The organism is Klebsiella sp. F11 (assembly GCF_056712265.1).
In genome coordinates this window covers 5453423-5477901 of sequence record NZ_CM160060.1, presented here as the reverse complement: position 1 = coordinate 5477901, position 24479 = coordinate 5453423, and the positions used below count along the sequence as shown (strand labels likewise).

The following is a 24479-nucleotide window of genomic DNA, read 5'->3' as shown; positions in this document are numbered from 1 at the left end:
ATGAGTGTGATTGCGCAGGCAGGGGCGAAGGGTCGTCAGCTGCACAAATTTGGTGGGAGTAGTTTAGCGGATGCGAAATGTTACCTGCGCGTCGCGGGGATCATGACGGAATACTCGCAGGCAGGCGACATGATGGTTGTCTCCGCCGCTGGCAGCACCACCAACCAGCTGATTAGCTGGCTGAAGCTCAGCCAGACCGATCGCCTCTCTGCGCATCAGGTCCAGCAGTCGCTGCGTCGTTATCACATGGAGCTGATCGCCGGTCTGCTGTCGGCCGACGCCGCCGACACGCTTATCGCGGCCTTTATTCACGATCTTGAACGGCTGGCGGGTTTACTGGATAGCGGCGTCACCGATGCGGTATACGCTGAGGTGGTTGGCCACGGCGAAGTCTGGTCCGCGCGCCTGATGGCCGCGGTCCTCAATCAGCTGGGGCTGGAGGCCGCGTGGCTTGACGCGCGCAGCTTCCTGCGCGCCGAGCGCTCGGCGCAGCCGCAGGTGGATGAAGGCCTGTCCTACCCGCTGCTGCAGCAGCTCATGGCGCAGCATCCGAACAAACGCCTGGTGGTGACCGGTTTTATCTCGCGTAATAACGCCGGAGAAACCGTGCTGCTGGGACGTAACGGTTCCGACTATTCCGCCACCCAAATTGGCGCCCTGGCCGGCGCGTCCCGCGTTACTATCTGGAGCGACGTTGCCGGGGTTTACAGCGCTGACCCGCGTAAGGTGAAGGATGCCTGCCTGCTGCCGCTGCTGCGTCTGGATGAGGCCAGCGAGCTGGCTCGCCTGGCAGCGCCGGTGCTGCACGCGCGCACGCTCCAGCCGGTCTCCGGCAGCGATATCGATCTGCAGCTGCGCTGCAGCTACACGCCTGAACAAGGCTCTACGCGTATTGAACGCGTGCTGGCCTCCGGGACCGGGGCGCGGATCGTTACCAGCCATGACGACGTGTGCCTGATTGAGTTCCAGGTGCCCGCGGGTCAGGATTTCAAGCTGGCGCACAAGGAGCTGGATCTTATCTTTAAGCGCGCCCAGCTTCGCCCGCTGGCCGTTGGCGTCCATGCCGACCGCAGGCTGCTGCAGTTCTGCTATACCGCCGAAGTGGCGGACAGCGCGCTGAGGCTGCTCGACGAAGCCGGTTTACCGGGCGAGCTACGCCAGCGCCAGAAGCTGGCGCTGGTGGCGATGGTTGGCGCCGGCGTTACCCGCAATCCGCTGCACTGTCACCGCTTCTGGCAGCAGCTGAAGGGGCAGCCGGTCGAGTTTACCTGGCAGTCTGAAGAGGGGATTAGCCTGGTGGCCGTGCTGCGCGCGGGCCCAACCGAGAGCCTGATTCAGGGCCTGCACCAGTCGCTGTTCCGCGCGGAAAAGCGCATCGGCCTGGTGCTGTTTGGTAAAGGCAATATCGGTTCCCGCTGGCTGGAGCTGTTTGCCCGCGAGCAGACCACGCTTTCCGCCCGCACCGGCTTCGAGTTTGTTCTCGCCGGGGTGGTGGACAGCCGCCGCAGCCTGCTGAATTACGAAGGGCTCGACGCCAGCCGCGCGCTGGCCTTCTTCCATGATGAAGCCGTTGAGCAGGACGAAGAGTCGCTGTTCCTGTGGATGCGCGCCCACCCGTATGATGATTTAGTGGTGCTGGACGTGACCGCCAGCGAGCAGCTGGCGGATCAGTACCTTGATTTTGCCAGCCACGGCTTCCACGTGATCAGCGCCAATAAGCTGGCCGGGGCCAGCAGCAGCGATAAATACCGTCAGATCCACGACGCGTTTGAGAAAACGGGGCGTCATTGGCTGTACAACGCGACCGTTGGCGCCGGGCTGCCGGTAAACCATACGGTGCGCGACCTGATCGACAGCGGCGATACCATTCTGGCGCTGAGCGGTATCTTCTCCGGCACGCTCTCCTGGCTGTTCCTGCAGTTTGACGGCACGGTGCCGTTTACCGATCTGGTCGATCAGGCATGGCAGCAGGGGCTGACCGAGCCGGATCCTCGCGTTGACCTTTCCGGCAAAGACGTGATGCGCAAGTTGGTGATCCTCGCCCGTGAGGCGGGCTATGATATCGAACCTGACCAGGTGCGCGTGGAATCGCTGGTGCCGGCGCACTGCGAAGAGGGCTCCGTCGATCACTTCTTCGAGAATGGCGACGAGCTGAACGAGCAGATGCTGCAGCGCCTTGAGGCCGCCCGTGAAATGGGGCTGGTTCTGCGCTATGTCGCGCGTTTCGACGCCAACGGCAAGGCGCGCGTTGGCGTTGAGGCCGTGCGCCAGGAGCATCCGCTGGCGGCGCTGCTGCCGTGCGATAACGTCTTCGCTATCGACAGCCGCTGGTATCGTGATAATCCGCTGGTGATCCGCGGCCCGGGCGCCGGGCGCGATGTTACCGCTGGCGCGATTCAATCGGATATTAATCGCCTGGCGCAGCTGCTGTAATCTCCCTGTCAGAGAGGCCGGACGCCCGTCCGGTCTCTTTTCCCGCCAGGCCTGGCGAACACCTCTTTGGCGGCAAACAGCCCGTTGAGGGCGGCCGGGAATCCGGCATACACCGCCATCTGCATGATCGCTTCAACTATCTCTTCCTGCGTCAGGCCGACGTGCAGCCCGGCGGCAATATGCACCTTCAGCTGCGGGGCGGCGTTGCCCAAGGCGGTCAGTGCGGCAATGGTGGCGATTTCACGACTGCGTAAATCGAGTCCGGGTCTGGCGTAAATATCGCCAAAAGGGAACTCAATCAGATAGCGGGCAAAATCAGGGGCGATGTCGCTCAGGCTGTTAACGACGGCTTCGCCGCCCTTACCGTCAACGCGCTGCAGCATCTCCATACCGGTAGTAAAACGTTCTGAAGTCACGATCTTTCCTCATAATGTGGGGTGTGATGAGGAGGGTAAGAAAGTTTGCCGGGCTTGAGTAATACCCTTTTCGTGATACCTTTTCGGTATGACAAATTCACGCCTCTATTCTCTGGATCTTCGTCTGCTGCGCTATTTTGCCGTGGTGGCGGAGGAGAACAATATTAGCCGGGCGGCGCAGCGCTTATTTATCTCACAGCCGCCGCTCAGCCGTCATATCCGTCACCTGGAAGAGCAGCTGGGGACCGCGCTATTCGTGCGCCATACCCGGGGCCTGATCCTGACCGAGGAGGGGCAGCGGGTGCTGGATATCATTCGCCCCTTGCTGGCGCTACAGGAACAAACCTTAACCGCCCTGGGCCAGCTGTCTGATAGCGGGCAGCCACCGCTGCAGATCGGGCTGACAACCGCCTTTGAGCAGGGCGTGTTTACCGCCGCCGAAGCTGCGCTGAGGGATAAGGCCCGCACTTTGCAGATTAGCCGTCACGGCTCGCCAACCCTGGCGCAGCAGGTGCGCAAGGGCCGGCTGGACGCGGCGCTGGTGGCGCTTCCCCTCGATGCCGGCGGGCTGGTTTTGTCCCCCTTGCCTTATCAGGAGCCGCTGATCGCCGCTCTGCCGGCGTCATGGCCGGAAGCCAGCGTCGCCGGGCTGGCACTAAGGGACTTTAGCCACCGGCCGCTGTTTTGGTTTAAACGCGAGCGCAATCCGGCATTTTTTGACTACACCCGACGGATGTTTGAACGGGCGGGGTATGCGCCTGCCTACGTGGAAGAGCCCGTAGAACATGACGTTTTGTTGGCCCGCATCGCGCGCGGGGAGGGGATGATTTTGCTGCCGGCGTCCTTTGCCGCTATCCAGCGTCAGGGTGTGGTCTTTTATCCGCTGGATGAGGCCAGCCTGCATTTTCCGCTGGCGTTGGGCGTGGTCACGCTGCCGCAAAATGATGCCTTGCGCGCGTGGCTGCTCCCCTTGCTTGAGGAATCATTAGCTTAGCGCCGAACCCTGTGGCGTTTAGCATAAACGACGTGAACCAATTTCATCTTCTCTGAATATTCCTCACTCTTTACGCTGATTTTTCTATTGACGCCCGGGCTCTTTTCCGTCATTTTTACATCTGGACGTCTAAACGTATAGAAGTTCGCAACACGACAAACAATAAAATGCGATTGATGAGGTAAGGTATGAGCTTTTTTCACGCCAATCAGCGGGAAGCCCTGAATCAGAGCCTGGCAGAAGTGCAGGGCCAGATTAATGTGTCTTTTGAATTCTTTCCGCCGCGGACCAGTGAAATGGAGCAAACCCTGTGGAAATCCATCGATCGCTTAAGCAGCCTGAAGCCAAAATTTGTTTCGGTGACCTACGGTGCGAATTCTGGCGAACGCGACCGTACCCACAGCATCATCAAAGGTATCAAAGAGCGCACCGGCCTTGAGGCGGCGCCGCACCTGACCTGTATCGACGCCAGCCGCGACGAGCTGCGCACGATTGCTCAGGATTACTGGAACAACGGGATCCGCCATATCGTCGCCCTGCGCGGCGACCTGCCGCCGGGCAGCGGTAAGCCGGATATGTATGCCGCGGACCTGGTGACGCTGCTGAAAGAGGTGGGCGACTTTGATATCTCCGTGGCGGCCTACCCGGAAGTGCACCCGGAAGCGAAAAGCGCCCAGGCGGATCTGCTGAACCTGAAGCGTAAGGTTGAGGCCGGCGCGAACCGCGCGATCACCCAGTTCTTCTTTGATGTTGAAAGCTACCTGCGCTTTCGCGATCGCTGCGTCTCCGCGGGAATTGATGTCGAAATTATCCCCGGCATTCTGCCGGTATCCAACTTCAAGCAGGCGAAGAAATTTGCCGATATGACCAACGTGCGCATCCCAACGTGGATGTCGAAAATGTTTGAAGGCCTGGATAATGATGCGGAAACTCGCCAACTGGTGGGGGCGAACATCGCTATGGACATGGTCAAAATTTTAAGCCGCGAAGGGGTGAAGGATTTCCACTTTTACACCCTAAACCGCGCGGAGATGAGCTACGCGATTTGCCACACCCTGGGCGTGCGCCCGGCGGTGTAAAAAAATGGCCCTCCTTGAGGGCCATTTTTATTTATTCCCACTCCTCCAGGAAACGTTGCCCGTACTGGTCGGCGACCAGCAGCGCGGCGTAAACCTCATCCGCTGTGGCTCCGCCGGGCATGTTATGGATAGTTTCCCCCTCCGCGCAGGCGGCTTCGGCGACGATCCGCATTTTACCCGGAATATCCTCTTTGATATCCAACTGGGCCAGGGTGAGCGGCAGGCCCACGCTGTGACACAGCGCGGCGGCGGTTTCAATCTCTTCAACCGGCGCGTTTTCCAGCACCAGCTGCGTCAGCGTGCCGAAGGCGACCTTTTCGCCGTGATAGTAATGATGGGCGTCCGGCAGGGCGGTCAGGCCGTTGTGGATTGCGTGCGCGGCTGCCAGTCCGCCGCTTTCAAAGCCGACGCCGCTGAGATAGGTGTTGGCCTCGATCACTTTCTCCAGCGCCGGCGTGACGACGTGCTGTTCCGCCGCCAGCATCGCTTTTTCACCCTCTTCAATCAGCGTGTGGTAGCACAGCTCAGCCAGCGCCAGCGCCGCCTGGGTGCATTTTCCGCCGGCCATGGTGGTAGCGCCGCTGCGCGAGCAAGCGCGGGCTTCAAACCAGGTGGCCAGCGCATCGCCGATACCGGCCGCCAGCAGGCGCGGCGGAGCGCCGGCAACGATCCGGGTATCAACAATAACCATGTTTGGGTTGCGCGGCAGCATCAGATAACTGTCAAACTCGCCCTCGTCGGTATAGATAACCGAGAGCGCGCTGCAGGGGGCGTCGGTGGAGGCGATGGTGGGGGCAATTACTACCGGTAGATTCATAAAATGCGCTAATGCTTTTGCGGTATCCAGCGTTTTACCGCCGCCGATACCCAGCACGGCATCGCAGCGGGCTGAGCCGGCGATATCGCGCAAGCGATTGATTTCATTATGCGAGCATTCGCCGCCGAACGGGGCGATTTCGCCGACCAGGCCGGCTTCGGTCAGGCTTTGACGCAGCGTTTCTTCGGCAAAGCCCAGCACAAACTTGTCGCCAACGATAAGCCAGCGCTCGGCCAGCGGTTTGAGATAGCCGCCGAGGCGGGTGATAGCATTTGCACCCTGAATGTATTTGCCTGGCGATTGAATAATGCGATCCATTTCTATTCCTCCTGGATGACCGTGATACCGCCCGCGGGCGGTTCGCCGATCGGGTTACAGGTTCAGATTTCCAAAAGCGCTATTCCAGTCCTGCTCAAACTTCTCAATTGCTGACTCTACCGCGGGCGTACCGAGCATTTGTTGCGCTACATCTAAAGGAAGGGTGATAGCTTCACACCCGGCCAGCAGGCAGTCCAGCGCCTGACGCGGGGTTTTAAAGCTGGCGGCCAGGACCTTGCTGCCCGGGGCGTGCAGCGTCAGCAGGGTCTGCAGCTCCTGCACCATACGGATGCCGTCGCCGCCCTGGGCGTCAACGCGGTTGACGTAAGGCGCGACGTATTTTGCCCCGGCCAGCGCCGCCAGCAGACCCTGAGAGGCGCTGTACACCGCGGTGCCGAGCGTGGTGATACCCTCTTTTTTCAGCAGCTTTATCGCGGCAAGGCCTTCGGCGGTTACCGGAATTTTTACCACGATGCCGGGTATGGCGTTGCTCAGGCGTTTGGCTTCTTCAACCATGCCCTGCGCATCGCGGCTCATGGTCTGGGCAAACAGGACCCCATCCGGGCCAACGGCTTTTTGCAGACGGGGCAGCACGTCCCAAACCGAGGTTTTTCCCGCGGCGATGATGCTGGGATTGGTGGTTACTCCGGCCAGCGGGTAGATGCGTGCCAGGCGTTCAACTTCTGCTACGTTCGCGGTGTCCAGATAGAGTTCCATAGCCTTTCCTCAATTCTCAATTCAATGATGTTGAGATAAGAATACGGCCTCCGTCCGGCGGGTCGCCAGATGACAAATTTGCCAAAAACTGGATAAATGTACGCATTGCGGCTAAGAGTGATTTAGATCACGTTTATCCGCCTGTGCCTGGCATCCCTGGAGAGATCCGCGGGGATGGCCGTAAGGGAAAACTTACAAAAGTCTAGTTTTTCGCCGACGGATGCTTTTCCGTCAGCTGGCTATGATACTGGCGGCGATATTCTGACGGCGAACGTTCGGTATTTTTACGAAACAGGCGGCAGAAGTAGTTACTGTCGGCAAAGCCGCAGGCGTGAGCGACATCCTTAACCTTCATATCGTGGCCTTTTAGCAGCATTCGGGCCTGTTCGAGACGCACGTGGTTCAGGTATTCGTTAAAGCCCATGGGGCCGCATTTCTGGAACAGATGGGAGAGATAGTTGGGGGAGAGGTAAAACTCCTCGGCGACCGACTCGCGGGTTAAAGGGTCGGCGAAACGGGAATCGATATATTTGCGGATCGCTTCAAACAGCGCCTGGCTGCGGGAAGCGGTTTGCACCTGGCTGCCGAGGAGATCGGCGCAGTGGCTTAGCAGGCTTATCACGATGCAGCGCGCCGTTTGCTGCTCCTGCGGCTGCATCTGCATTTCATTGAGCGCCTGTAGCAAAAAGGAGCCCACGCGAGGGCCGCGGCGCGGCGTCTGCACTCTCTCTGCAATATGCAGCGTTTCGCCGTCCCAGCGCTGGAGGGTGAACTCCAGCTGCTGCTTACCAAACTGAATGCTCAACGCGGTGCAGGGCGCCTGCCACTGCGGAAGATTCCAGCCGCCTGCGGGGATATACAGCACATCATAGCGGGCAAGCAGAGCCGGCTCGGCCCTGATACCGGGATCGCCGCGCTGGCCTTCGAGGATAACCTCGAGGCGCGGAAAATCGACCCGCAGCGCCAGCGCGGAGGCCGGGCGATGTTCGGTAGTAAAGCGGACCTGCCCGATCGCCGTCTGGCCTTTAATTAAGGCGTCGATGCGCTGACTGAGATGGCCGTCCATTTCTGCTCCTTAAAAAGCCCCACATTTTTATCATACCCGACATCGCGGGAAGGGCAAAAGTCGGGGGGAACCTGTACGCATCAGATGTTGCACAACATAAATGTTATGTTATATCGTAACGTTTTATTGCAAAAGTTAACTCAGGAGAGAGTGATGACCACAAAGATATCCCTATTTGCGCTTGGCGCTGGCCTGCTGCTGGCCGGTAGCCAGGCTTTTGCCCACGGGCACCATGACCACGGCCCCGCATTGACGGAGGCGGAAGTGAAGGCGAGTGAAGGGATTTTCGCCGATAAGGACGTCAAGGATCGCCCGCTAAGCGACTGGGACGGTATCTGGCAGTCGGTGAATCCGTATCTGCTTAAAGGGGACCTGGATCCGGTGCTCGAGCAGAAGGCCAAAAAGCCGGGGGCGAAAAGCGTCGCCGAGTATCGGGAATATTATAAGAAGGGCTATGCCACCGACGTCGATCAAATTGGGATTGAAGACAACGTGATGGAGTTCCACGTCGGGAAAGAGGTTAGCGCCTGTCGGTACGCCTATTCCGGCTATAAGATCCTGCACTATGCTTCCGGCAAGAAGGGCGTGCGCTATTTATTTGAATGCCAGCAGGCAGACTCGAAGGCGCCAAAATTCGTTCAGTTTAGCGATCATACGATTGGCCCGAGAAAATCGCAGCACTTTCATATTTATATGGGGAGCGATTCGCAGGAGTCCCTGCTGAAAGAGATGGATAACTGGCCGACGTACTACCCTTATGCGCTGCATAAAGAGCAGATTGTCGACGAGATGCTGCACCATTAATAAAAATCCCCGGGGGCGCGTACGCCGCCATCCGGGGATTTATGCTGATGCAGGAGAGTGGTTAGCCGGTGTTACGCATGCCGGCAGCCACGCCGGCGATGGTGACCATCAGCGCCTGCTCAACGCGCGGGTCCGGATCCTTGCCCTGCTCTTCCGCCAGACGCGAACGGTACAGCAGCTCGGCCTGCAGGACGTTCAGCGGGTCGGTATAGATATTACGCAGCTGAATAGACTCGGCAATCCACGGCAGATCGGCCATCAGGTGGGAATCGTTGGCGATATCGAGCACCACGCTGATACCGGAAGAGAGCAGCTCGCGCAGCTCGCTGCCGAGGCCCCACAGCTCGGGTTTCACCAGGCGCTGATCGTAATATTCCGCCAGCCACAGGTCGGCCTTCGAGAACACCATTTCCAGCATCCCGAGACGGGTTGAGAAGAACGGCCAGTCGCGACACATGGTTTCCAGCTCGCTCTGTTTGCCATCTTCCACCACTTTCTGCAGCGCGGTGCCGGCGCCCAGCCAGGCCGGCAGCATCAGGCGGTTCTGCGTCCAGGCGAAGATCCACGGGATCGCGCGCAGAGATTCTACCCCGCCGGTAGCACGGCGTTTCGCCGGGCGTGAGCCGAGCGGCAGCTTGCCCAGCTCCTGCTCCGGAGTGGCGGAGCGGAAGTAAGGTACGAAGTCTTTATTTTCACGCACGTAGCCGCGGTACATTTCACAAGAAATGTCGGACAGCTCGGCCATGATATTGCGCCATTCCGGCTTGGGTTCCGGCGGTGGCAGCAGGTTCGCTTCGAGAATGGCGCTGGTATACAGCGACAGGCTGCTGATGGTGACTTCCGGCAGACCGAACTTGAAGCGGATCATCTCGCCCTGTTCGGTTACGCGCAGGCCGCCTTTCAGGCTGCCAGGAGGCTGAGAAAGCAGCGCCGCGTGCGCCGGGGCGCCGCCGCGACCGATAGATCCGCCGCGACCGTGGAACAGCGTCAGCTCGATACCGGCTTTTTCGCAAGTTTTGATCAGCGCGTCCTGAGCCTGGTACTGCGCCCAGGAGGCGGCCATGACGCCCGCATCTTTCGCCGAGTCAGAGTAGCCGATCATGACCATCTGTTTGCCCTGAATAAAGCCGCGATACCAGTCAATATTCAGCAGTTGGGTCATCACGTCGTTGGCGTTGTTCAGGTCGTCGAGGGTTTCAAACAGCGGAGCAACCGGCAGCGCGAAGCCAATGCCGGCTTCTTTGAGCAGCAGGTGTACGGCCAGCACGTCAGACGGCGTCTTCGCCATGGAGATCACGTAGGCGGCGATGGATCCGTGCGGCGCTTCGGCGATCACTTTGCAGGTATCGAGCACTTCGCGGGTTTCATTGCTCGGCTCCCACTGGCGCGGCAGCAGCGGGCGCTTGGAGTTCAGCTCGCGGATCAGGAAGGCCTGCTTGTCGGCTTCTGACCAGCTTTCATAATCGCCGATGCCGAGATAGCGGGTCATTTCGCCCAGCGCTTCGGTATGGCGGGTACTTTCCTGACGAATATCGATGCGTACCAGCGGCACGCCGAAAGACTTCACGCGGCGCAGGGTATCGAGCAGCTCACCGTTGGCGATAATGCCCATGCCGCAGGCCTGCAGGGATTTGTAGCAGGCGTAAAGCGGCTCCCACAGCTGTGCGTTCTGGGTAATCAGGCCAGCGGGTTTCGGCAGCTTTTGCCCTTTCAGGCGCGCTTCCAGCCAGGACTGGGTATCCATCAGCTGGCCGCGCAGCTTTTTCATCAGATAGCGGTACGGCTCCTGTGCCCCTTCGGCGCCGGCCATTTCGCGCAGTTCGTCGGTACACTCGACCATCGACAGCTCAGAAATCAGCAGCTGGACGTCTTTGAGGAACAGATCGGTGGCTTTCCAGCGGCTAAGCAGCAGCACGTGGCGGGTGATATCGGAGGTCACGTTCGGGTTGCCGTCGCGGTCACCGCCCATCCAGGAGGTGAAGCGCACCGGTACGAAGTCGACCGGCAGCTGATAGCCGAGGTTTTCTTCCAGCTGTTCGTTCAGCTCGCGCAGGTAGTTCGGCACGCCTTCCCACAGGCTGTTTTCGACCACCGCAAAGCCCCACTTCGCCTCGTCAACCGGCGTCGGGCGATATTTACGGATTTCATCGGTATGCCATGACTGGGCGATCAGCTGGCGCAGGCGGCGCATCAGCTGGTGGTGCTCGTAGTCAGCGATCTCTTTGTTATCAAGCTGCTTCAGGCAGTTATTCACTTCCACCATTTTGTGGATCAGCGTGCGGCGGGTGATTTCGGTCGGGTGGGCGGTTAATACCAGCTCCAGCGACAGCGACTCCACCGCTTTTTTAATGGTCTCTTCGTTGAGATGGGATTGGCCTTTGAGCTTTCTCAGGGTACGGGCAATCACTTCCGGGTTGCTGGCCGCTTCGCCGTTTGGCGAAATGCTGTGGTACTGCTCTGCGGTATTGGCCAGGTTCAGAAACTGGCTGAAGGCGCGTGCAACCGGCAGCAGCTCATCGTTGGACAAATTTTGCAGCGTGGTGAGCAGCTCCTGGCGATTGGCTTCATTGCCGGCGCGAGAAGACTTGGACAATTTACGAATAGTTTCGACACGATCAAGAATGTTCTCTCCCAGCGCATCCTTGATGGTATCGCCTAGCACCTTACCGAGCATACTGACATTACTACGCAAAGCGGAATATTGTTCGTTCATGTTACCCCAGACACCCCATCTCATTTTATTTTGTTATATCCGCTACTCGGCAACGATGAGCCGCGGATAAGCAGCCGTCTTTTATAAAGCCACGTAAAAACCCCTACGTCAATTGTTGCGAAATCGCTTCAGCAAACGAATAAATGGCGGCAATTTGCGAAATTTAACTCAGAGGTCGCTTGATAAGCATTGCTTATGGGAATGTGACAATTGTCACTGTCCCGCCCCTGAATAAAGGGCGGGGAAAAAAGCGGTCTCAGTGCCAGCAGAAATGATGGACAACCTGGGTAATAAGCTCGCGGGTCGGCTTAATAAACCGGGTTTCCAGATACTCATCCGGCTGGTGGGCCTGGTTGATGGAGCCTGGACCGAGGACCAGCGTCGGGCAGATGGTCTGGATAAACGGCGCTTCGGTGCAGTAGTTGACGACTTCGGTTTGTGCGCCGAGCAGTTTTTCCACCACCTGAACGAGCTGATGATCCGGCGGGCACTCATAGCCGGGGATCGGCGGGTGGAGTTCGCTCACGCTCAAACGGCCCGGCCAGCGTTCGCTGACCGGCGCCAGCGCCTCATCCAGCAGCCCGTTGAGATCGTTGAGCGTCATGCCCGGCAGCGGGCGGATATCCATATGCAGCTCGCAGCAGGCGCAGATGCGGTTAGAGGCGTCGCCGCCGTGAATCGAGCCTAGGTTGAGCGTCGGGTAGGGGACGGTGAAGGCGGCAAAGTGATAGCGCTCTTTCAGCGTATCGCGCAGCTGCATAATGCGGCCAATCGCGTCGTGCATCAGCTCAATGGCGTTAACCCCGCGCGCCGGATCGCTGGAGTGGCCCGACTGGCCCTGGACGCGAACGGCGGTGGAGATATGGCCCTTGTGCGCCCGCACCGGCAGCAGGGAGGTTGGCTCGCCGATAATTGCGCAGTCCGGGCGCAGGCGGGTGGTTTCGGCAAAGTAGCGAGCCCCGGCCATGCTGGTCTCTTCATCGGCGGTGGCCAGAATATAGAGCGGTTTTTTGAGCTTACTGACGTCGACATCGCGCAGGGCGTCAAGAATAAAGGCGAAGAAGCCCTTCATGTCGGCGGTGCCGAGACCGTAGAGCTTGTTGTCATGCTCGGTGAGGGCGAACGGATCGCGGGTCCAGCGGCCATCATCGAACGGCACGGTATCGGTATGCCCGGCGAGCAGCAGGCCGCCGGCGCCCTGGCCGGTACTGGCCAGCATGTTGAATTTATTGCGCGTATCCGGCACCGGCTGAACTTCGACGTTGAAGCCAATTTCGCGGAACCAGCCTGCCAGCAAATTGATTAAAGTCTCATTGCTTTGATCCAGCGACTCTTCGGTTGCGCTGATGGAGGGTGTGGCGATCAATGCGCGGTAAATCTCGATAAACGGCGGTAAATTGTTTTTCATTGTTGACACACCTCGGGTCGTGATAGTATCAATATTCATGCAGTATTTGTGAATAAAAATACATTATCGTTGAGCGTAAGAAAACCCATCGAATGTAAGGAAATGCTCTTACGGCTTAACAGGGTGAGGAAGATAACGGTCTTCCCAGGCAAACAGATGTAAGAAGGTGAAGAGCCCCAATGTTGAATACGCTGATAGTGGGTGCCAGCGGTTATGCCGGCGCAGAGCTAGTGACCTATGTAAATCGCCATCCTCATATGACCATAACCGCTTTGACGGTCTCCTCGCAAAGTAATGATGCGGGGAAATTAATTTCCGATTTACATCCGCAGCTGAAAGGCATAGTCGATCTGCCGCTGCAGCCCATGTCAGATATCAGCGAATTTAGCGCCGGGGTGGACGTCGTCTTCCTCGCGACCGCCCATGAAGTGAGCCACGACCTGGCGCCGCAGTTTCTCGCCGCCGGCTGCGTGGTGTTTGATCTCTCCGGCGCGTTCCGCGTGAACGACGGCGCCTTCTACGAGAAATATTACGGCTTTACCCATCAGCATCCGGCGCTGCTCGAGCAGGCGGTCTATGGCCTGGCCGAGTGGGGCGCCGAGCGGCTGAAAGAGGCCAATTTAATCGCCGTTCCTGGCTGCTACCCGACCGCGGCCCAGCTGTCGCTAAAACCACTGATCGATGACGGGCTGCTGGATCTTAATCAGTGGCCGGTGATCAACGCCACCAGCGGCGTGAGCGGAGCGGGCCGTAAGGCGGCGATCGGCAACAGCTTCTGTGAAGTGAGCCTGCAGCCGTACGGCGTTTTCAACCATCGTCACCACCCGGAAATCTCTACTCACCTTGGCGCGGAGGTTATTTTTACCCCGCATCTGGGCAACTTTAAGCGCGGTATTCTGGAAACCATCACCTGTCGTCTGAAGCCGGGCGTCAGCAAAGAGCAGGTAGCCGCCGTCTTCCAGCAGGCATACGCCGATAAACCGCTGGTCCGTTTATACGATAACGCGCTGCCGGCATTGAAAAATGTCGTGGGTCTGCCATTCTGTGATATCGGTTTTGCGGTCCAGGATGAGCATATCATCGTGGTGGCGGCGGAAGATAACCTGCTTAAAGGCGCAGCGGCGCAGGCAGTCCAGTGCGCGAATATTCGTTTCGGCTTCGCTGAGACGCAGTCTCTTATTTAAGGTGTGATTATGAACCCATTAATTATCAAACTCGGCGGCGTGTTGCTGGATAGCGAAGAAGCGCTGGCGCGCCTGTTTACCGCGCTGGTGAACTACCGTGAAACGCATCAGCGTCCGCTGATTATCGTGCACGGCGGCGGCTGCGTGGTCGATGAGCTGATGAAGCAGCTTAACCTGCCGGTAAGCAAGAAAAATGGGCTGCGGGTAACGCCGGCGGATCAAATCGACATTATTACCGGCGCGCTGGCGGGCACCGCCAATAAAACGCTGCTGGCGTGGGCGAAAAAGCACGGTATTGCCAGCGTTGGCCTGTTCCTCGGCGATGGCGATAGCGTTAAGGTGACCCAGCTTGCCGAAGAGCTGGGGCACGTTGGCCTGGCCCTGCCGGGCTCGCCGGCGCTGATCAATACCCTGCTGGCGGGCGGCTACCTGCCGGTGGTGAGCTCTATCGGCGTGACCGATGAAGGGCAGCTGATGAACGTCAACGCCGATCAGGCCGCGACCGCGCTGGCGGCCACCCTCGGCGCCGATCTGATCCTACTTTCCGACGTCAGCGGTATCCTTGATGGTAAAGGCCAGCGCATCGCGGAGATGACCGCGGAGAAGGCGGAACAGCTGATTGAACAGGGTATTATTACCGACGGCATGATCGTAAAAGTGAACGCCGCGCTGGATGCGGCGCGCGCGCTGGGTCGCCCGGTGGATATTGCCTCCTGGCGCCACGCGGAGCAGCTGCCGGCGCTGTTTAACGGCACGCCGATCGGCACGCGTATTCTGGCCTGATTGAAAACATTTGCAGACGGGGAGCGCAGGGCTTCCCGGCAGAAATAAACAAATTTGAAGGAAGCACATTATGGCACTTTGGGGCGGGCGTTTTACTCAGGCAGCAGATCAGCGGTTCAAACAGTTCAACGACTCTTTGCGCTTCGACTATCGCCTGGCGGAGCAGGATATCATTGGCTCCGTTGCCTGGTCCAAAGCGCTGGTGACGGTTGGCGTGCTGAGCGCCAGTGAGCAGCTGGAGCTGGAAGAGGCGCTGGGCGTGCTGCTGGAAGAGGTGCGGGCTAACCCGCAGCAAATCCTTGAAAGCGATGCGGAAGATATTCACAGCTGGGTGGAAGGCAAGCTGATCGACAAAGTCGGCCAGCTGGGTAAAAAGCTGCATACCGGCCGTAGCCGCAACGACCAGGTGGCGACCGACCTCAAGCTGTGGTGCAAGGATACTATCGCCGAGCTGCTCTCTGCGAATCGTCAGCTGCAGGGCGCGCTGGTTGAAACGGCGCAGAGTAATCAGGATGCCGTGATGCCGGGCTACACCCATCTGCAGCGCGCGCAGCCGGTGACCTTTGCCCACTGGTGCCTGGCCTATGTAGAAATGCTGGCGCGTGATGAAAGCCGCCTGCAGGACGCCCTGAAGCGCCTCGACGTTAGCCCGCTGGGCAGCGGCGCGCTGGCGGGGACCGCCTATGAAATCGATCGCGAACAGCTGGCCGGCTGGCTGGGCTTCGCCTCGGCAACCCGCAATAGCCTGGATAGCGTGTCTGACCGCGATCACGTGCTGGAGCTGCTCTCCGGCGCCGCGATTGGGATGGTGCACCTGTCGCGCTTTGCTGAAGACCTGATTTTCTTTAATACCGGCGAGGCGGGCTTTATTGAGCTCTCCGATCGCGTGACCTCCGGCTCCTCCCTGATGCCGCAGAAGAAAAACCCGGACGCGCTGGAGCTGATCCGCGGTAAGTGCGGCCGCGTTCAGGGTGCGCTGACCGGGATGATGATGACGCTGAAGGGCCTGCCGCTGGCCTACAACAAAGATATGCAGGAAGATAAAGAAGGGCTGTTTGACGCCCTCGACACCTGGCTTGATTGCCTGCATATGGCCGCGCTGGTGCTGGACGGCATTCAGGTGAAGCGCCCGCGTTGCGAAGAAGCGGCGCAGCAGGGTTACGCCAATGCGACCGAGCTGGCGGATTATCTGGTGGCGAAGGGCGTACCGTTCCGCGAAGCGCACCATATCGTGGGGGAAGCGGTGGTCGAAGCGATCGCCCAGGGCAAGCCGCTGGAAGAGCTGGCGCTCGCCGACCTGCAGAAATTTAGCAGCGTGATTGCCGATGATGTCTATCCCATTCTGTCGCTGCAATCCTGTCTGGATAAGCGCGCGGCCAAAGGCGGCGTTTCACCGAAGCAGGTTGCGCAGGCGATCGCCGATGCGCAGCAGCGCCTGGCGTAAACCGGTCGCCTTAGGGAACAAAAATGAGAAGCTCGAGCGATGCCCGGGCTTTTTTATGCAAAAAAAAGCGGACACGAGGTCCGCAAAAGTTCACGTTGGCTTTAGTTGTTCGGTTAGGGAAAACGCTGAGGCAATTCGGTAATTTTCTGATACCTGCCTCGTTTCTGGGTTTATTATTGAACAGAAAACTTGATAGGGATAATCGTTCGTTGCTATTCTATCTATCGCCATGAACTATCATGGCGACGGAGGATGAATAATGAATATTCGCGATCTTGAATACCTGGTTGCGCTAGCCGAGCACCGCCACTTCCGGCGCGCGGCGGACTCTTGCCACGTTAGCCAACCGACGCTTAGCGGGCAGATCCGCAAGCTGGAGGATGAGCTTGGAGTCATGCTGCTGGAGCGTACCAGCCGTAAGGTTCTGTTTACCCAGGCGGGCCTGCTGCTGGTGGATCAGGCGCGTACGGTGTTGCGCGAAGTAAAAGTGCTCAAGGAAATGGCAAGCCAACAGGGCGAGACGATGTCCGGGCCGCTGCATATCGGCCTGATTCCAACCATTGGCCCGTATCTGCTACCGCATATTATCCCGATGCTGCACCAGACTTTTCCCAAGCTGGAAATGTATCTGCATGAGGCCCAAACCCATCAGCTGCTGGCCCAGCTGGATAGCGGCAAGCTCGACTGCGCTATCCTGGCGCTGGTTAAAGAGAGCGAAGCCTTTATTGAGGTGCCGCTGTTCGATGAGCCGATGATGCTGGCTATCTACGCAGATCACCCGTGGGCCAACCGCGACCGCGTGCCGATGTCCGATTTAGCCGGGGAGAAGCTGCTGATGCTGGAAGATGGCCACTGCCTGCGCGATCAGGCGATGGGCTTTTGCTTTGAAGCCGGTGCCGATGAAGATACGCATTTCCGCGCCACCAGTCTTGAAACGCTGCGTAACATGGTTGCCGCCGGGAGCGGGATTACCCTGCTGCCTGCGCTGGCGGTGCCGCAGGAGAGAAAGCGCGACGGCGTGGTGTACATTCCGTGCATTAAGCCCGAACCGCGACGCACCATTGGGCTGGTTTATCGCCCCGGTTCGCCGCTGCGCAGCCGCTATGAACATCTGGCGGAGGCCATCCGTAGCACGATGGATGGCCATTTCGACGAAGTGTTAAAACAGGCGGTTTAAGCCGTTTAACGCGGCTACCCGATAGGCTTCCGCCATCGTCGGGTAGTTAAAGGTGGTGTTGACGAAGTACTCAATGGTGTTACCGCCACCTTTCTGCTCCATAATCGCCTGGCCGATGTGAATAATTTCGGCCGCGCGCTCGCCAAAGCAATGAATGCCGAGGATCTCTTTCGTTTCCCTGTGGAACAGGATTTTCAGGGTTCCCACGCTCATGCCGACGATCTGCGCGCGCGCCAGGTGCTTGAACTGCGCGCGACCCACTTCGTACGGGACCTTCATGGCGGTCAGCTGCTGTTCGGTTTTACCCACCGAGCTGATTTCCGGAATGGTGTAGATCCCGGTCGGAATATCTTCGATCAGGTGAGCCGAAGCCTCGCCTTTAATCAGCGCCTGCGCGGCGATGCGTCCCTGATCGTAAGCGGCCGAAGCCAGGCTCGGATAGCCGATAACGTCGCCAACGGCATAGATATGCGGCAGCGCGGTCTGATACATGCTGTTCACCTTCAGCTGGCCGCGGCTGTCGGTTTGCAGGCCGATATTTTCCAGCGCCAGGGAGTCGGTGTTGCCGGTACGGCCGTTGGCGTAGAGCAGACAGTCCGCCTTCAGCTTTTTGCCCGATTTCAGATGCATGATCACGCCATCATCCACGGCTTCAATCTTCTCGTACTCTTCGTTGTGACGAATCACCACGCCACTGTTCCAGAAGTGATAGGAGAGGGAGTCGGACATCTCCTGATCGAGGAACGCCAGCAGCCGATCGCGGGTGTTGATCAGATCCACCTTCACTTCCATCCCGCGGAAGATCGACGCGTATTCGCAGCCGATGACCCCCGCGCCGTAGATGATCACATGGCGCGGCTCGTGCTGAAGGCTGAGGATGGAGTCGCTGTCGTACACGCGCGGGTGGGAAAAATCGACGTCTGCCGGGTGGTACGGGCGCGAGCCGCAGGCGATAACGAATTTCTCGGCGGTGACCGTTTCAACGGTGCCGTCGTGACACTCCAGGGCGATCGTATGTTCATCAACGAAGTGCGCATTGCCCTGCAGGATTTCGCAGTGGTTGCGCTCATAGAAACCCTGACGCATATGGGTCTGCTGGTTAATGACGCTGTCGGCATGGTTAAGAATGTCGGCGAAGGAGGAGCGAAGAAGGCGGGAGTGGTCGCTGTAGAGAGGGTTTTGGTTAAACTCGATAATACGGCTGACGGCGTGGCGGAGCGCTTTCGACGGGATGGTTCCCCAGTGGGTACAGCCACCGCCGACGTTATGGTAGCGTTCAATAACGGCAACGCGGGCTCCCTGTTTCACCAGCCCCATCGCAGCGCCTTCGCCGCCGGGGCCGGAACCAATTACTATTGCATCATAATCCCAAGAGTGCGACATGGCATTACTCACCTGTTTTATACATAAAATAAACACGATGATAACATTCACCGATGTTTAACCCAATTATCGTTGCGCTTTTTTGCGGCATAAAAGCATGATCGGCTCGTAAACAATCTTTCACAAACCAGTGTAAACCGATTAGTTTTATCTCTGGTATAGTGCCAGCAGGGTTACTGGAAGGATTCATACAACGTGATGGGCGTAAGAGCGCTACAAAAAGAGAAAACCCGGCGTTCGCTGGTAGAAGCGGCATTTAGCCAACTTAGCGCCGAACGGAGTTTCGCCAGCTTAAGCCTGCGTGAAGTTGCGCGCGAGGCGGGGATTGCGCCGACCTCCTTTTATCGTCATTTTCGCGATGTCGATGAGCTCGGCCTGACGATGGTCGATGAAAGCGGCCTGATGCTGCGCCAACTGATGCGTCAGGCGCGCCAGCGTATTGCCAAAGGCGGCAGCGTGATTCGCACCTCGGTCTCGACCTTTATGGAGTTTATCGGCAATAACCCGAACGCTTTTCGCCTGCTGTTGCGCGAACGTTCAGGGACTTCCGCGGCGTTTCGTGCCGCCGTGGCGCGCGAAATTCAGCATTTCATCGCGGAACTTGCCGACTATTTAGAAATCGAAAACCACATGCCGCGCGCCTTTACTGAAGCGCAGGCCGAAGCTATGGTCACCATCGTATTTAGCGCCGGCGCTGAGGCGCTGGACGTCGGGCTTGAACAGCGTCGACAGCTGGAAGAACGGCTGGTGCTGCAGCTAAGAATGATCTCGAAAGGCGCGTATTACTGGTATCGCCGTGAACAAGAAAAAATATCAAATCATTCCGAATAACGTGAAGGACGAGCAATGAAACACTCAGTTCAAGATAAAGGTACGCTGCTGCTGGCGCTGATCGCTGGCCTGTCGATTAACGGAACCTTCGCCGCGCTGTTCAGCTCGATTGTTCCCTTTTCCATCTTCCCGATTCTTTCCCTGCTGCTGACGGTCTACTGCCTGCATCAGCGCTACCAGAACCGGAGCATGCCCGTGGGGCTGCCGGGCCTGGCTGCCGCCTGCTTTATTCTCGGGGTTCTGCTGTACAGCACCGTGGTGCGGGCGGAATATCCGGACATCGGCTCTAACTTCTTCCCGGCCGTGCTGTCGGTCATTACGGTATTCTGGATCGGCTACCGGATGCGTAACCGGAAGGATGCGGCGGCAGAGTAATCGCTTAACGCCAGAACCCGGCAGGCATTGCGATGCCGGGTTCTGTGAATATCGCCTACCTGCGGGTTAATAAGACGCCGCACTCCATATGATGGGTGTACGGGAACTGATCGAACAGTGCCAGGCGCGTAATATAATGGGTCTGGCTGAGGGTTTCCAGGTTCTGGCACAGCGTCTCCGGGTTGCAGGAGATGTACAGAATTCGCGGATACGCCTGCACCATTTTCTCCGTTTCGCTGTCCAGCCCGCTGCGCGGCGGATCGACAAAAATCGTCTCACAGCGGTAGCTTTGCAGGTCGATACCCTGCAGGCGGTTAAACTCCCGCACCCCGTTCATCGCCTGGGTAAACTCCTCTGCCGCCATACGGATAATCTGCACGTTATCGATATGGTTGGCCGCGATGTTGTACTGCGCCGCGGCGACGGAAGGTTTGGCGATTTCCGTGGCCAGCACGCGATCGAAATTACGCGCCAGCGCGAGGGAGAAGTTGCCGTTACCGCAGTACAGCTCCAGTAAATCCCCGGTCGATCCTTGCGTACTCTCCAGCGCCCACTCCAGCATCTGGATATTCATCGCCGCGTTCGGCTGGGTGAAGCTGTTCTCAACCTGGCGGTAGATCATTTCCCGACCGGCTACCGGCAGACGTTCGTCGATGTAGTCCCGATCGAGCTCGATTTTCGTTTTGGTTGCCCGGCCAATCAGCTGCACGTTGAGATTTTGCGCGCGCAGCGCGTCGCGTAATGCTTCCGCCTGCTGACGCCACTCGTCGCCGAGCTTTTTGTGATACAGCAGCGATACCACGGCCTGGTTGCTCATGGTCGTCAGGTAGTCGACCTGGAACAGCTTATGGCGCAGAACCGGGTTATCGCGTACGCCGTCGAGGATAGCGACCATCAGCTGATTGATAAGCTCGCTGGCCGCCGGGAAGCTATCGACGCGAATCCGCGATTTGGTCTGCTGGTCAAACATAATGTGGTAGAGATCGTCGCCATCGTGCCACAGGCGGAATTCAGCGCGCATGCGGTAGTGGCTGACCGGCGAACGAAATACCTCCGGAACCGGGGCGGCAAAAGGCGCCATCATTTTTTGCAAACGAATGACTTTCTCCGCCAGCTGCGCTTCATATTGTTCGGTGGGAAGGTGTTCGGGGGTCATGATGCATCCTGAATAAAATAAGTACGCGGGGATTGTAGGGAAAGCATCGGGGAAGTCCAGCCCGGATGAGGGATCAAATATAATTATAGAAGTCTGGACTTCTATATGTTTCTGATTATAGCATTGTGTAACCGGTCCTGTGAGTTAAAAGGGAACCCAGTGTAAATCTGGGGCTGACGCGCAGCGGTAAGGAAGGTGGGATGAACGCAATCTGCAGACACTGCCGATATTCGGTGGGAAGTCCTCATCCATAACACGCCCCGAGCCCGAAGACCTGCCGGTATACGTCGCATTTGGTTTCTATCATCGCGTGCTACTGATGAAACCCGCGGCATCCTTTATATGTTACGGATGCTTTTACAATGATTAAAAAAGCTTCGCTGATGACGGCTCTCTCCGTCACGGCATTTTCTGGCTGGGCGCAAGACAGCAATTCAGACACGTTAGTGGTGACAGCAAATCGTTTTCAACAGCCGGTTAATACGGTCCTTGCGCCGACCGATGTGGTGACCCGGGAAGATATCGATCGCTGGCAGGCGAAGAATTTAAACGATGTGATGCGTCGTTTGCCTGGCGTTGACGTCGCGCAGAACGGAGGAATGAGGCAGACGTCTTCCCTGTTTATTCGCGGTACTGAGGCTAAGCAGGTGCTGGTACTGGTTGATGGTATCCCCATGTCCCGCCCGGGTATTACGAATAACCCCGATCTGAACCAAATCCCGCTGTCGCTGGTACAGCGCGTGGAATATATCCGCGGCCCGCGTTCGGCTATTTATGGTTCCGGCGCAATGGGGGGCGTGATTAACGTCATTACCCATTCCGATAAAGAGCAATCTAAGATTACCGCCGGCGTCGGTTCTGAAGGCTATCAGCAATATGATGGCACCCTGCGTCACCGCTTTGGCGATACGGTTGCCACGGTGGCCGGCTCTTATGAGGGTAATAAAGGCTTTAACGTCCAGCCAGACTCAACCTGGGACCATGACCAGGATCGCGACGGCTTCCGTAGCAAAGCATTCTGGGGCAGCCTGGAGCATAAATTTAACGATAGCTTTGATGGCTTCTTCCGCGGTCGTAGCTACACCAACAACACTGACTACGATTTGGGAAGCCCGCCGTACACCCCAGCCTACAGCGCAGATGAAGAGCAGCTCTATAATCAGAGCTGGGACGCGGGACTGAAGTACAGCTCTGGGATCTACTCATCGCAGCTCGTTGCCAGCTATCAGAAGGTCAAAGACTATAACTACAGCAGCATCTATGGCCGTTATAATGATGGCACCACGCTCGATCGCATGACCCAGCGTAATCTGCAGTGGGGTAACAACCTTATTGTTGGTCATGGCTCGGTGAGCGCTGGCGTAGACTGGCAGCAGCAGCGTTTGACCTCCTCGGATACGGTATTATCGGACACCTACAAGCGCGACAATACCGGCCTGTATCTGACCGGGCAGCAGCAGTTTGGCGACGTGACCCTCGAAGCCTCCGGCCGCGAAGATCACGACGAACAGTTTGGCTGGCACGGAACATGGCAGACCACTGCCGGCTGGGAGTTTGTCGAAAACTATCGTGTGACCCTGGGCTATGGTACCGGCTTCCTTGCCCCTTCGCTGGGACAGCAGTTCGGTTCTACTCGCTTTGGAATCAGCTCAAATCCAAACCTGAAGCCTGAAGAGTCGCAGCAGTGGGAAGCCGGGCTTGAAGGGCTCACCGGGCCGCTGGACTGGCGCCTCTCGGCGTATCATTACAAGATTACTAACCTGATTACCTACTATTCAGATCCTGTCACCTTCGAAGGCGAGTATGACAATATCAACGCCGCGACGATCAAGGGCGTTGAATGGACGGGAAGCGTGGATACCGGTATTTTCAGCCATCGCGTGACGTTGCAGTACGTCGATCCGCGTAATGATGACAATGGTGAAGTCCTGGCCCGACGCTCTAAGCGGCAGGCGAAGTACCAGCTGGACTGGACGATGTTCAACGTCGATATGGACGTATCGTGGCAGTACTATGGCAAGCGTTACGACAACAACACCTCTCAGTACAATAATACGCAGAGAATTTTGCCATCCTACAGCACAGTTGACGTTTCTGCGGCGTATCCGATCACCGATTGCCTGACAGTTCGTGGTAAAATAGCCAACCTGTTCGATAAAGATTACGAGACAGCTTATGGCTACCAAACTGCAGGACGGGAATACTACTTGTCTGGCAGCTACACCTTCTGATCCACGCCCCACCGTGCTGGTTTTTGACTCCGGCGTCGGTGGGTTGTCGGTTTATAATGAGATTCGGCAGCTGCTGCCGAATCTGCATTACATCTACGCTTTCGATAACGTGGCTTTTCCTTACGGGGAGAAGAGCGAAGAGTTCATCGTTGAGCGCGTGCTTGAAATTGTCACCGCCGTGCAGCAGCGTTATCCGCTGGCGCTGGCCGTGATAGCCTGTAACACCGCCAGCACCGTTTCCCTCCCCGCTCTTCGTGACCGCTTTGCTTTTCCCGTCGTGGGCGTCGTTCCGGCGATTAAGCCTGCGGCCCGCTTGACGGCGAACGGCGTCGTCGGCCTGCTGGCGACGCGCGGTACGGTGAAGCGCCCCTATACGCGTGAGCTGATCAGCCGCTTTGCTAATGAATGCAAAATAGAGATGCTGGGTTCCGCAGAGCTGGTTGAACTGGCGGAAGCGAAGCTGCATGGTGAGCCGGTCCCGCTGGAGGAGCTACGGCGCATTCTGCGTCCGTGGCTGAGAATGGCCGAACCGCCCGATACGGTGGTGCTGGGCTGCACCCATTTCCCTCTATTACAGGAAGAGCTGCAGCAGGTGATGCCGGAAGGGACGCGAATGATTGATTCCGGTGCCGCCATCGCCCGTCGCACCGTCTGGCTGCTGGAGCATGAGGCGCCAGATGCGAAATCCAGCGATCCAAACCTTGCATACTGCATGGCGCTGACGGCGGAAACTGAACAGCTTTTACCCGTTTTACAGCGCTACGGCTTTGAAACGCTGGAAAAACTGCCAGTTTAGGCGCGTTTTGATGAAAAAAGAGGCGGTTGAAAAGTTTTTTGCAAACAGGGCTTGTCAACGCCGGAGAACTCCCTATAATGCGCCTCCACTGACACGGAACAACGGCCAGCACGCCGCCGGGTCAGCAGGCTTCAGCGCTGAATATCAGTCGCGAAAGCCGACGGAGAAAAGCAAAATAAACGCTTGACTCTGAATGAGGAAAACGTAATATACGGGACCTCGCGACAGAGCGCTAAAGCGCGTCGCACCTGCTCTTTAACAATTTATCAGACAATCTGTGTGGGCACTCAAAGTGACATGGATTCTTAACGTCCTCGGACGAAAAATGAATACCAAGTCTCTGAGTGAACATAC

The 24479-nt window shown here is 57.8% G+C and carries 20 protein-coding genes and 1 riboswitch; of the genes, 12 read left to right on the top strand and 8 right to left on the bottom strand.

Annotation, left to right across the window (positions count from 1 at the left end):
- A complete protein-coding gene (locus tag AC1M2H_RS26860) occupies positions 1–2433 on the top strand; it encodes a bifunctional aspartate kinase/homoserine dehydrogenase II (RefSeq protein WP_480149721.1) in 2433 nt (810 codons plus the stop codon).
- Positions 2434–2441: 8 nt separating this feature from the next.
- On the opposite strand, the gene AC1M2H_RS26855 is transcribed toward AC1M2H_RS26860, so the two are convergent.
- The gene (locus tag AC1M2H_RS26855) at positions 2442–2849 is read right to left on the bottom strand and encodes a carboxymuconolactone decarboxylase family protein (protein ID WP_480149720.1); all 408 of its coding nucleotides are present in this window, start codon (positions 2847–2849) and stop codon (positions 2442–2444) included.
- Between the two features lie 88 nt (positions 2850–2937).
- Between AC1M2H_RS26855 and AC1M2H_RS26850 the strand changes: the two genes are divergently transcribed.
- Positions 2938–3843, top strand: coding sequence for a LysR family transcriptional regulator (locus tag AC1M2H_RS26850; RefSeq protein ID WP_480149719.1), 906 nt, complete (start codon positions 2938–2940; stop codon positions 3841–3843).
- Positions 3844–4031: 188 nt separating this feature from the next.
- Positions 4032–4922: a methylenetetrahydrofolate reductase gene (metF, locus tag AC1M2H_RS26845; protein ID WP_041143444.1), complete on the top strand. Its 891-nt coding sequence runs from the start codon at positions 4032–4034 to the stop codon at positions 4920–4922.
- A gap of 31 nt (positions 4923–4953) precedes the next feature.
- On the opposite strand, the gene gldA is transcribed toward metF, so the two are convergent.
- The 3 genes from gldA to AC1M2H_RS26830 all read right to left on the bottom strand — a co-directional run bounded on the left by gldA (position 4954) and on the right by AC1M2H_RS26830 (position 7840).
- Positions 4954–6057 (bottom strand): bifunctional L-1,2-propanediol dehydrogenase/glycerol dehydrogenase, encoded by a 1104-nt coding sequence (gene gldA, locus AC1M2H_RS26840; protein WP_480149718.1) that lies wholly within the window; start codon positions 6055–6057, stop codon positions 4954–4956.
- Between the two features lie 54 nt (positions 6058–6111).
- Positions 6112–6774, bottom strand: a complete 663-nt coding sequence (fsa, locus tag AC1M2H_RS26835; protein WP_480149717.1) for a fructose-6-phosphate aldolase — start codon at positions 6772–6774, stop codon at positions 6112–6114.
- Positions 6775–6976: 202 nt separating this feature from the next.
- Complete coding sequence (locus tag AC1M2H_RS26830) at positions 6977–7840, bottom strand: helix-turn-helix transcriptional regulator (RefSeq protein ID WP_480149716.1); 864 nt, start codon at positions 7838–7840, stop codon at positions 6977–6979.
- A 153-nt stretch (positions 7841–7993) separates the two neighbouring features.
- Between AC1M2H_RS26830 and zinT the strand changes: the two genes are divergently transcribed.
- Entirely contained in the window at positions 7994–8644 is a 651-nt protein-coding gene (gene zinT / locus AC1M2H_RS26825) for a metal-binding protein ZinT (RefSeq protein WP_480149715.1), read from the top strand.
- Between the two features lie 61 nt (positions 8645–8705).
- On the opposite strand, the gene ppc is transcribed toward zinT, so the two are convergent.
- Positions 8706–11357 carry a phosphoenolpyruvate carboxylase gene (ppc, locus tag AC1M2H_RS26820; protein ID WP_480149714.1) on the bottom strand — a complete coding sequence of 884 codons (2652 nt, stop codon included), beginning with the start codon at positions 11355–11357 and terminating at the stop codon, positions 8706–8708.
- Positions 11358–11613: 256 nt separating this feature from the next.
- Complete coding sequence (gene argE / locus AC1M2H_RS26815) at positions 11614–12765, bottom strand: acetylornithine deacetylase (RefSeq protein WP_480149713.1); 1152 nt, start codon at positions 12763–12765, stop codon at positions 11614–11616.
- A 179-nt stretch (positions 12766–12944) separates the two neighbouring features.
- On the opposite strand from argE, the gene argC reads away from it, so the two are divergent.
- The 4 genes from argC to oxyR all read left to right on the top strand — a co-directional run bounded on the left by argC (position 12945) and on the right by oxyR (position 17353).
- Positions 12945–13949: an N-acetyl-gamma-glutamyl-phosphate reductase gene (gene argC, locus AC1M2H_RS26810; protein ID WP_480149712.1), complete on the top strand. Its 1005-nt coding sequence runs from the start codon at positions 12945–12947 to the stop codon at positions 13947–13949.
- A 6-nt stretch (positions 13950–13955) separates the two neighbouring features.
- The gene (gene argB / locus AC1M2H_RS26805) at positions 13956–14732 is read left to right on the top strand and encodes an acetylglutamate kinase (protein WP_480152043.1); all 777 of its coding nucleotides are present in this window, start codon (positions 13956–13958) and stop codon (positions 14730–14732) included.
- 70 nt (positions 14733–14802) lie between these two features.
- Positions 14803–16176 (top strand): argininosuccinate lyase, encoded by a 1374-nt coding sequence (argH, locus tag AC1M2H_RS26800; RefSeq protein ID WP_480149711.1) that lies wholly within the window; start codon positions 14803–14805, stop codon positions 16174–16176.
- A gap of 259 nt (positions 16177–16435) precedes the next feature.
- The gene (oxyR, locus tag AC1M2H_RS26795; RefSeq protein ID WP_480149710.1) at positions 16436–17353 is read left to right on the top strand and encodes a DNA-binding transcriptional regulator OxyR; all 918 of its coding nucleotides are present in this window, start codon (positions 16436–16438) and stop codon (positions 17351–17353) included.
- On the opposite strand, the gene sthA is transcribed toward oxyR, so the two are convergent.
- Positions 17336–18736, bottom strand: a complete 1401-nt coding sequence (gene sthA, locus AC1M2H_RS26790; RefSeq protein WP_426813580.1) for a Si-specific NAD(P)(+) transhydrogenase — start codon at positions 18734–18736, stop codon at positions 17336–17338. The two genes, oxyR and sthA, sit on opposite strands and share 18 nt — an antisense overlap.
- A 195-nt stretch (positions 18737–18931) precedes the next feature.
- Here sthA and fabR point away from each other — a divergent pair, with 195 nt between their 5' ends.
- Both fabR and AC1M2H_RS26780 read left to right on the top strand, forming a co-directional pair.
- Positions 18932–19567 carry an HTH-type transcriptional repressor FabR gene (fabR, locus tag AC1M2H_RS26785; RefSeq protein ID WP_045853644.1) on the top strand — a complete coding sequence of 212 codons (636 nt, stop codon included), beginning with the start codon at positions 18932–18934 and terminating at the stop codon, positions 19565–19567.
- Between the two features lie 15 nt (positions 19568–19582).
- Positions 19583–19942: a YijD family membrane protein gene (locus AC1M2H_RS26780; protein ID WP_128879367.1), complete on the top strand. Its 360-nt coding sequence runs from the start codon at positions 19583–19585 to the stop codon at positions 19940–19942.
- Positions 19943–19997: 55 nt separating this feature from the next.
- Here AC1M2H_RS26780 and trmA read toward each other — a convergent pair whose 3' ends face one another.
- A complete protein-coding gene (gene trmA, locus AC1M2H_RS26775; RefSeq protein ID WP_480149709.1) occupies positions 19998–21098 on the bottom strand; it encodes a tRNA (uridine(54)-C5)-methyltransferase TrmA in 1101 nt (366 codons plus the stop codon).
- 115 nt (positions 21099–21213) lie between these two features.
- Positions 21214–21393: riboswitch (cobalamin riboswitch) on the top strand.
- A gap of 67 nt (positions 21394–21460) precedes the next feature.
- Here trmA and btuB point away from each other — a divergent pair.
- Positions 21461–23329, top strand: coding sequence for a TonB-dependent vitamin B12 receptor BtuB (gene btuB, locus AC1M2H_RS26770; RefSeq protein WP_480149708.1), 1869 nt, complete (start codon positions 21461–21463; stop codon positions 23327–23329).
- Positions 23274–24125: a glutamate racemase gene (murI, locus tag AC1M2H_RS26765; protein ID WP_480149707.1), complete on the top strand. Its 852-nt coding sequence runs from the start codon at positions 23274–23276 to the stop codon at positions 24123–24125. The genes btuB and murI overlap by 56 nt, the downstream gene beginning before the upstream one ends.
- The last annotated feature ends 354 nt before the right edge of the window (positions 24126–24479 follow it).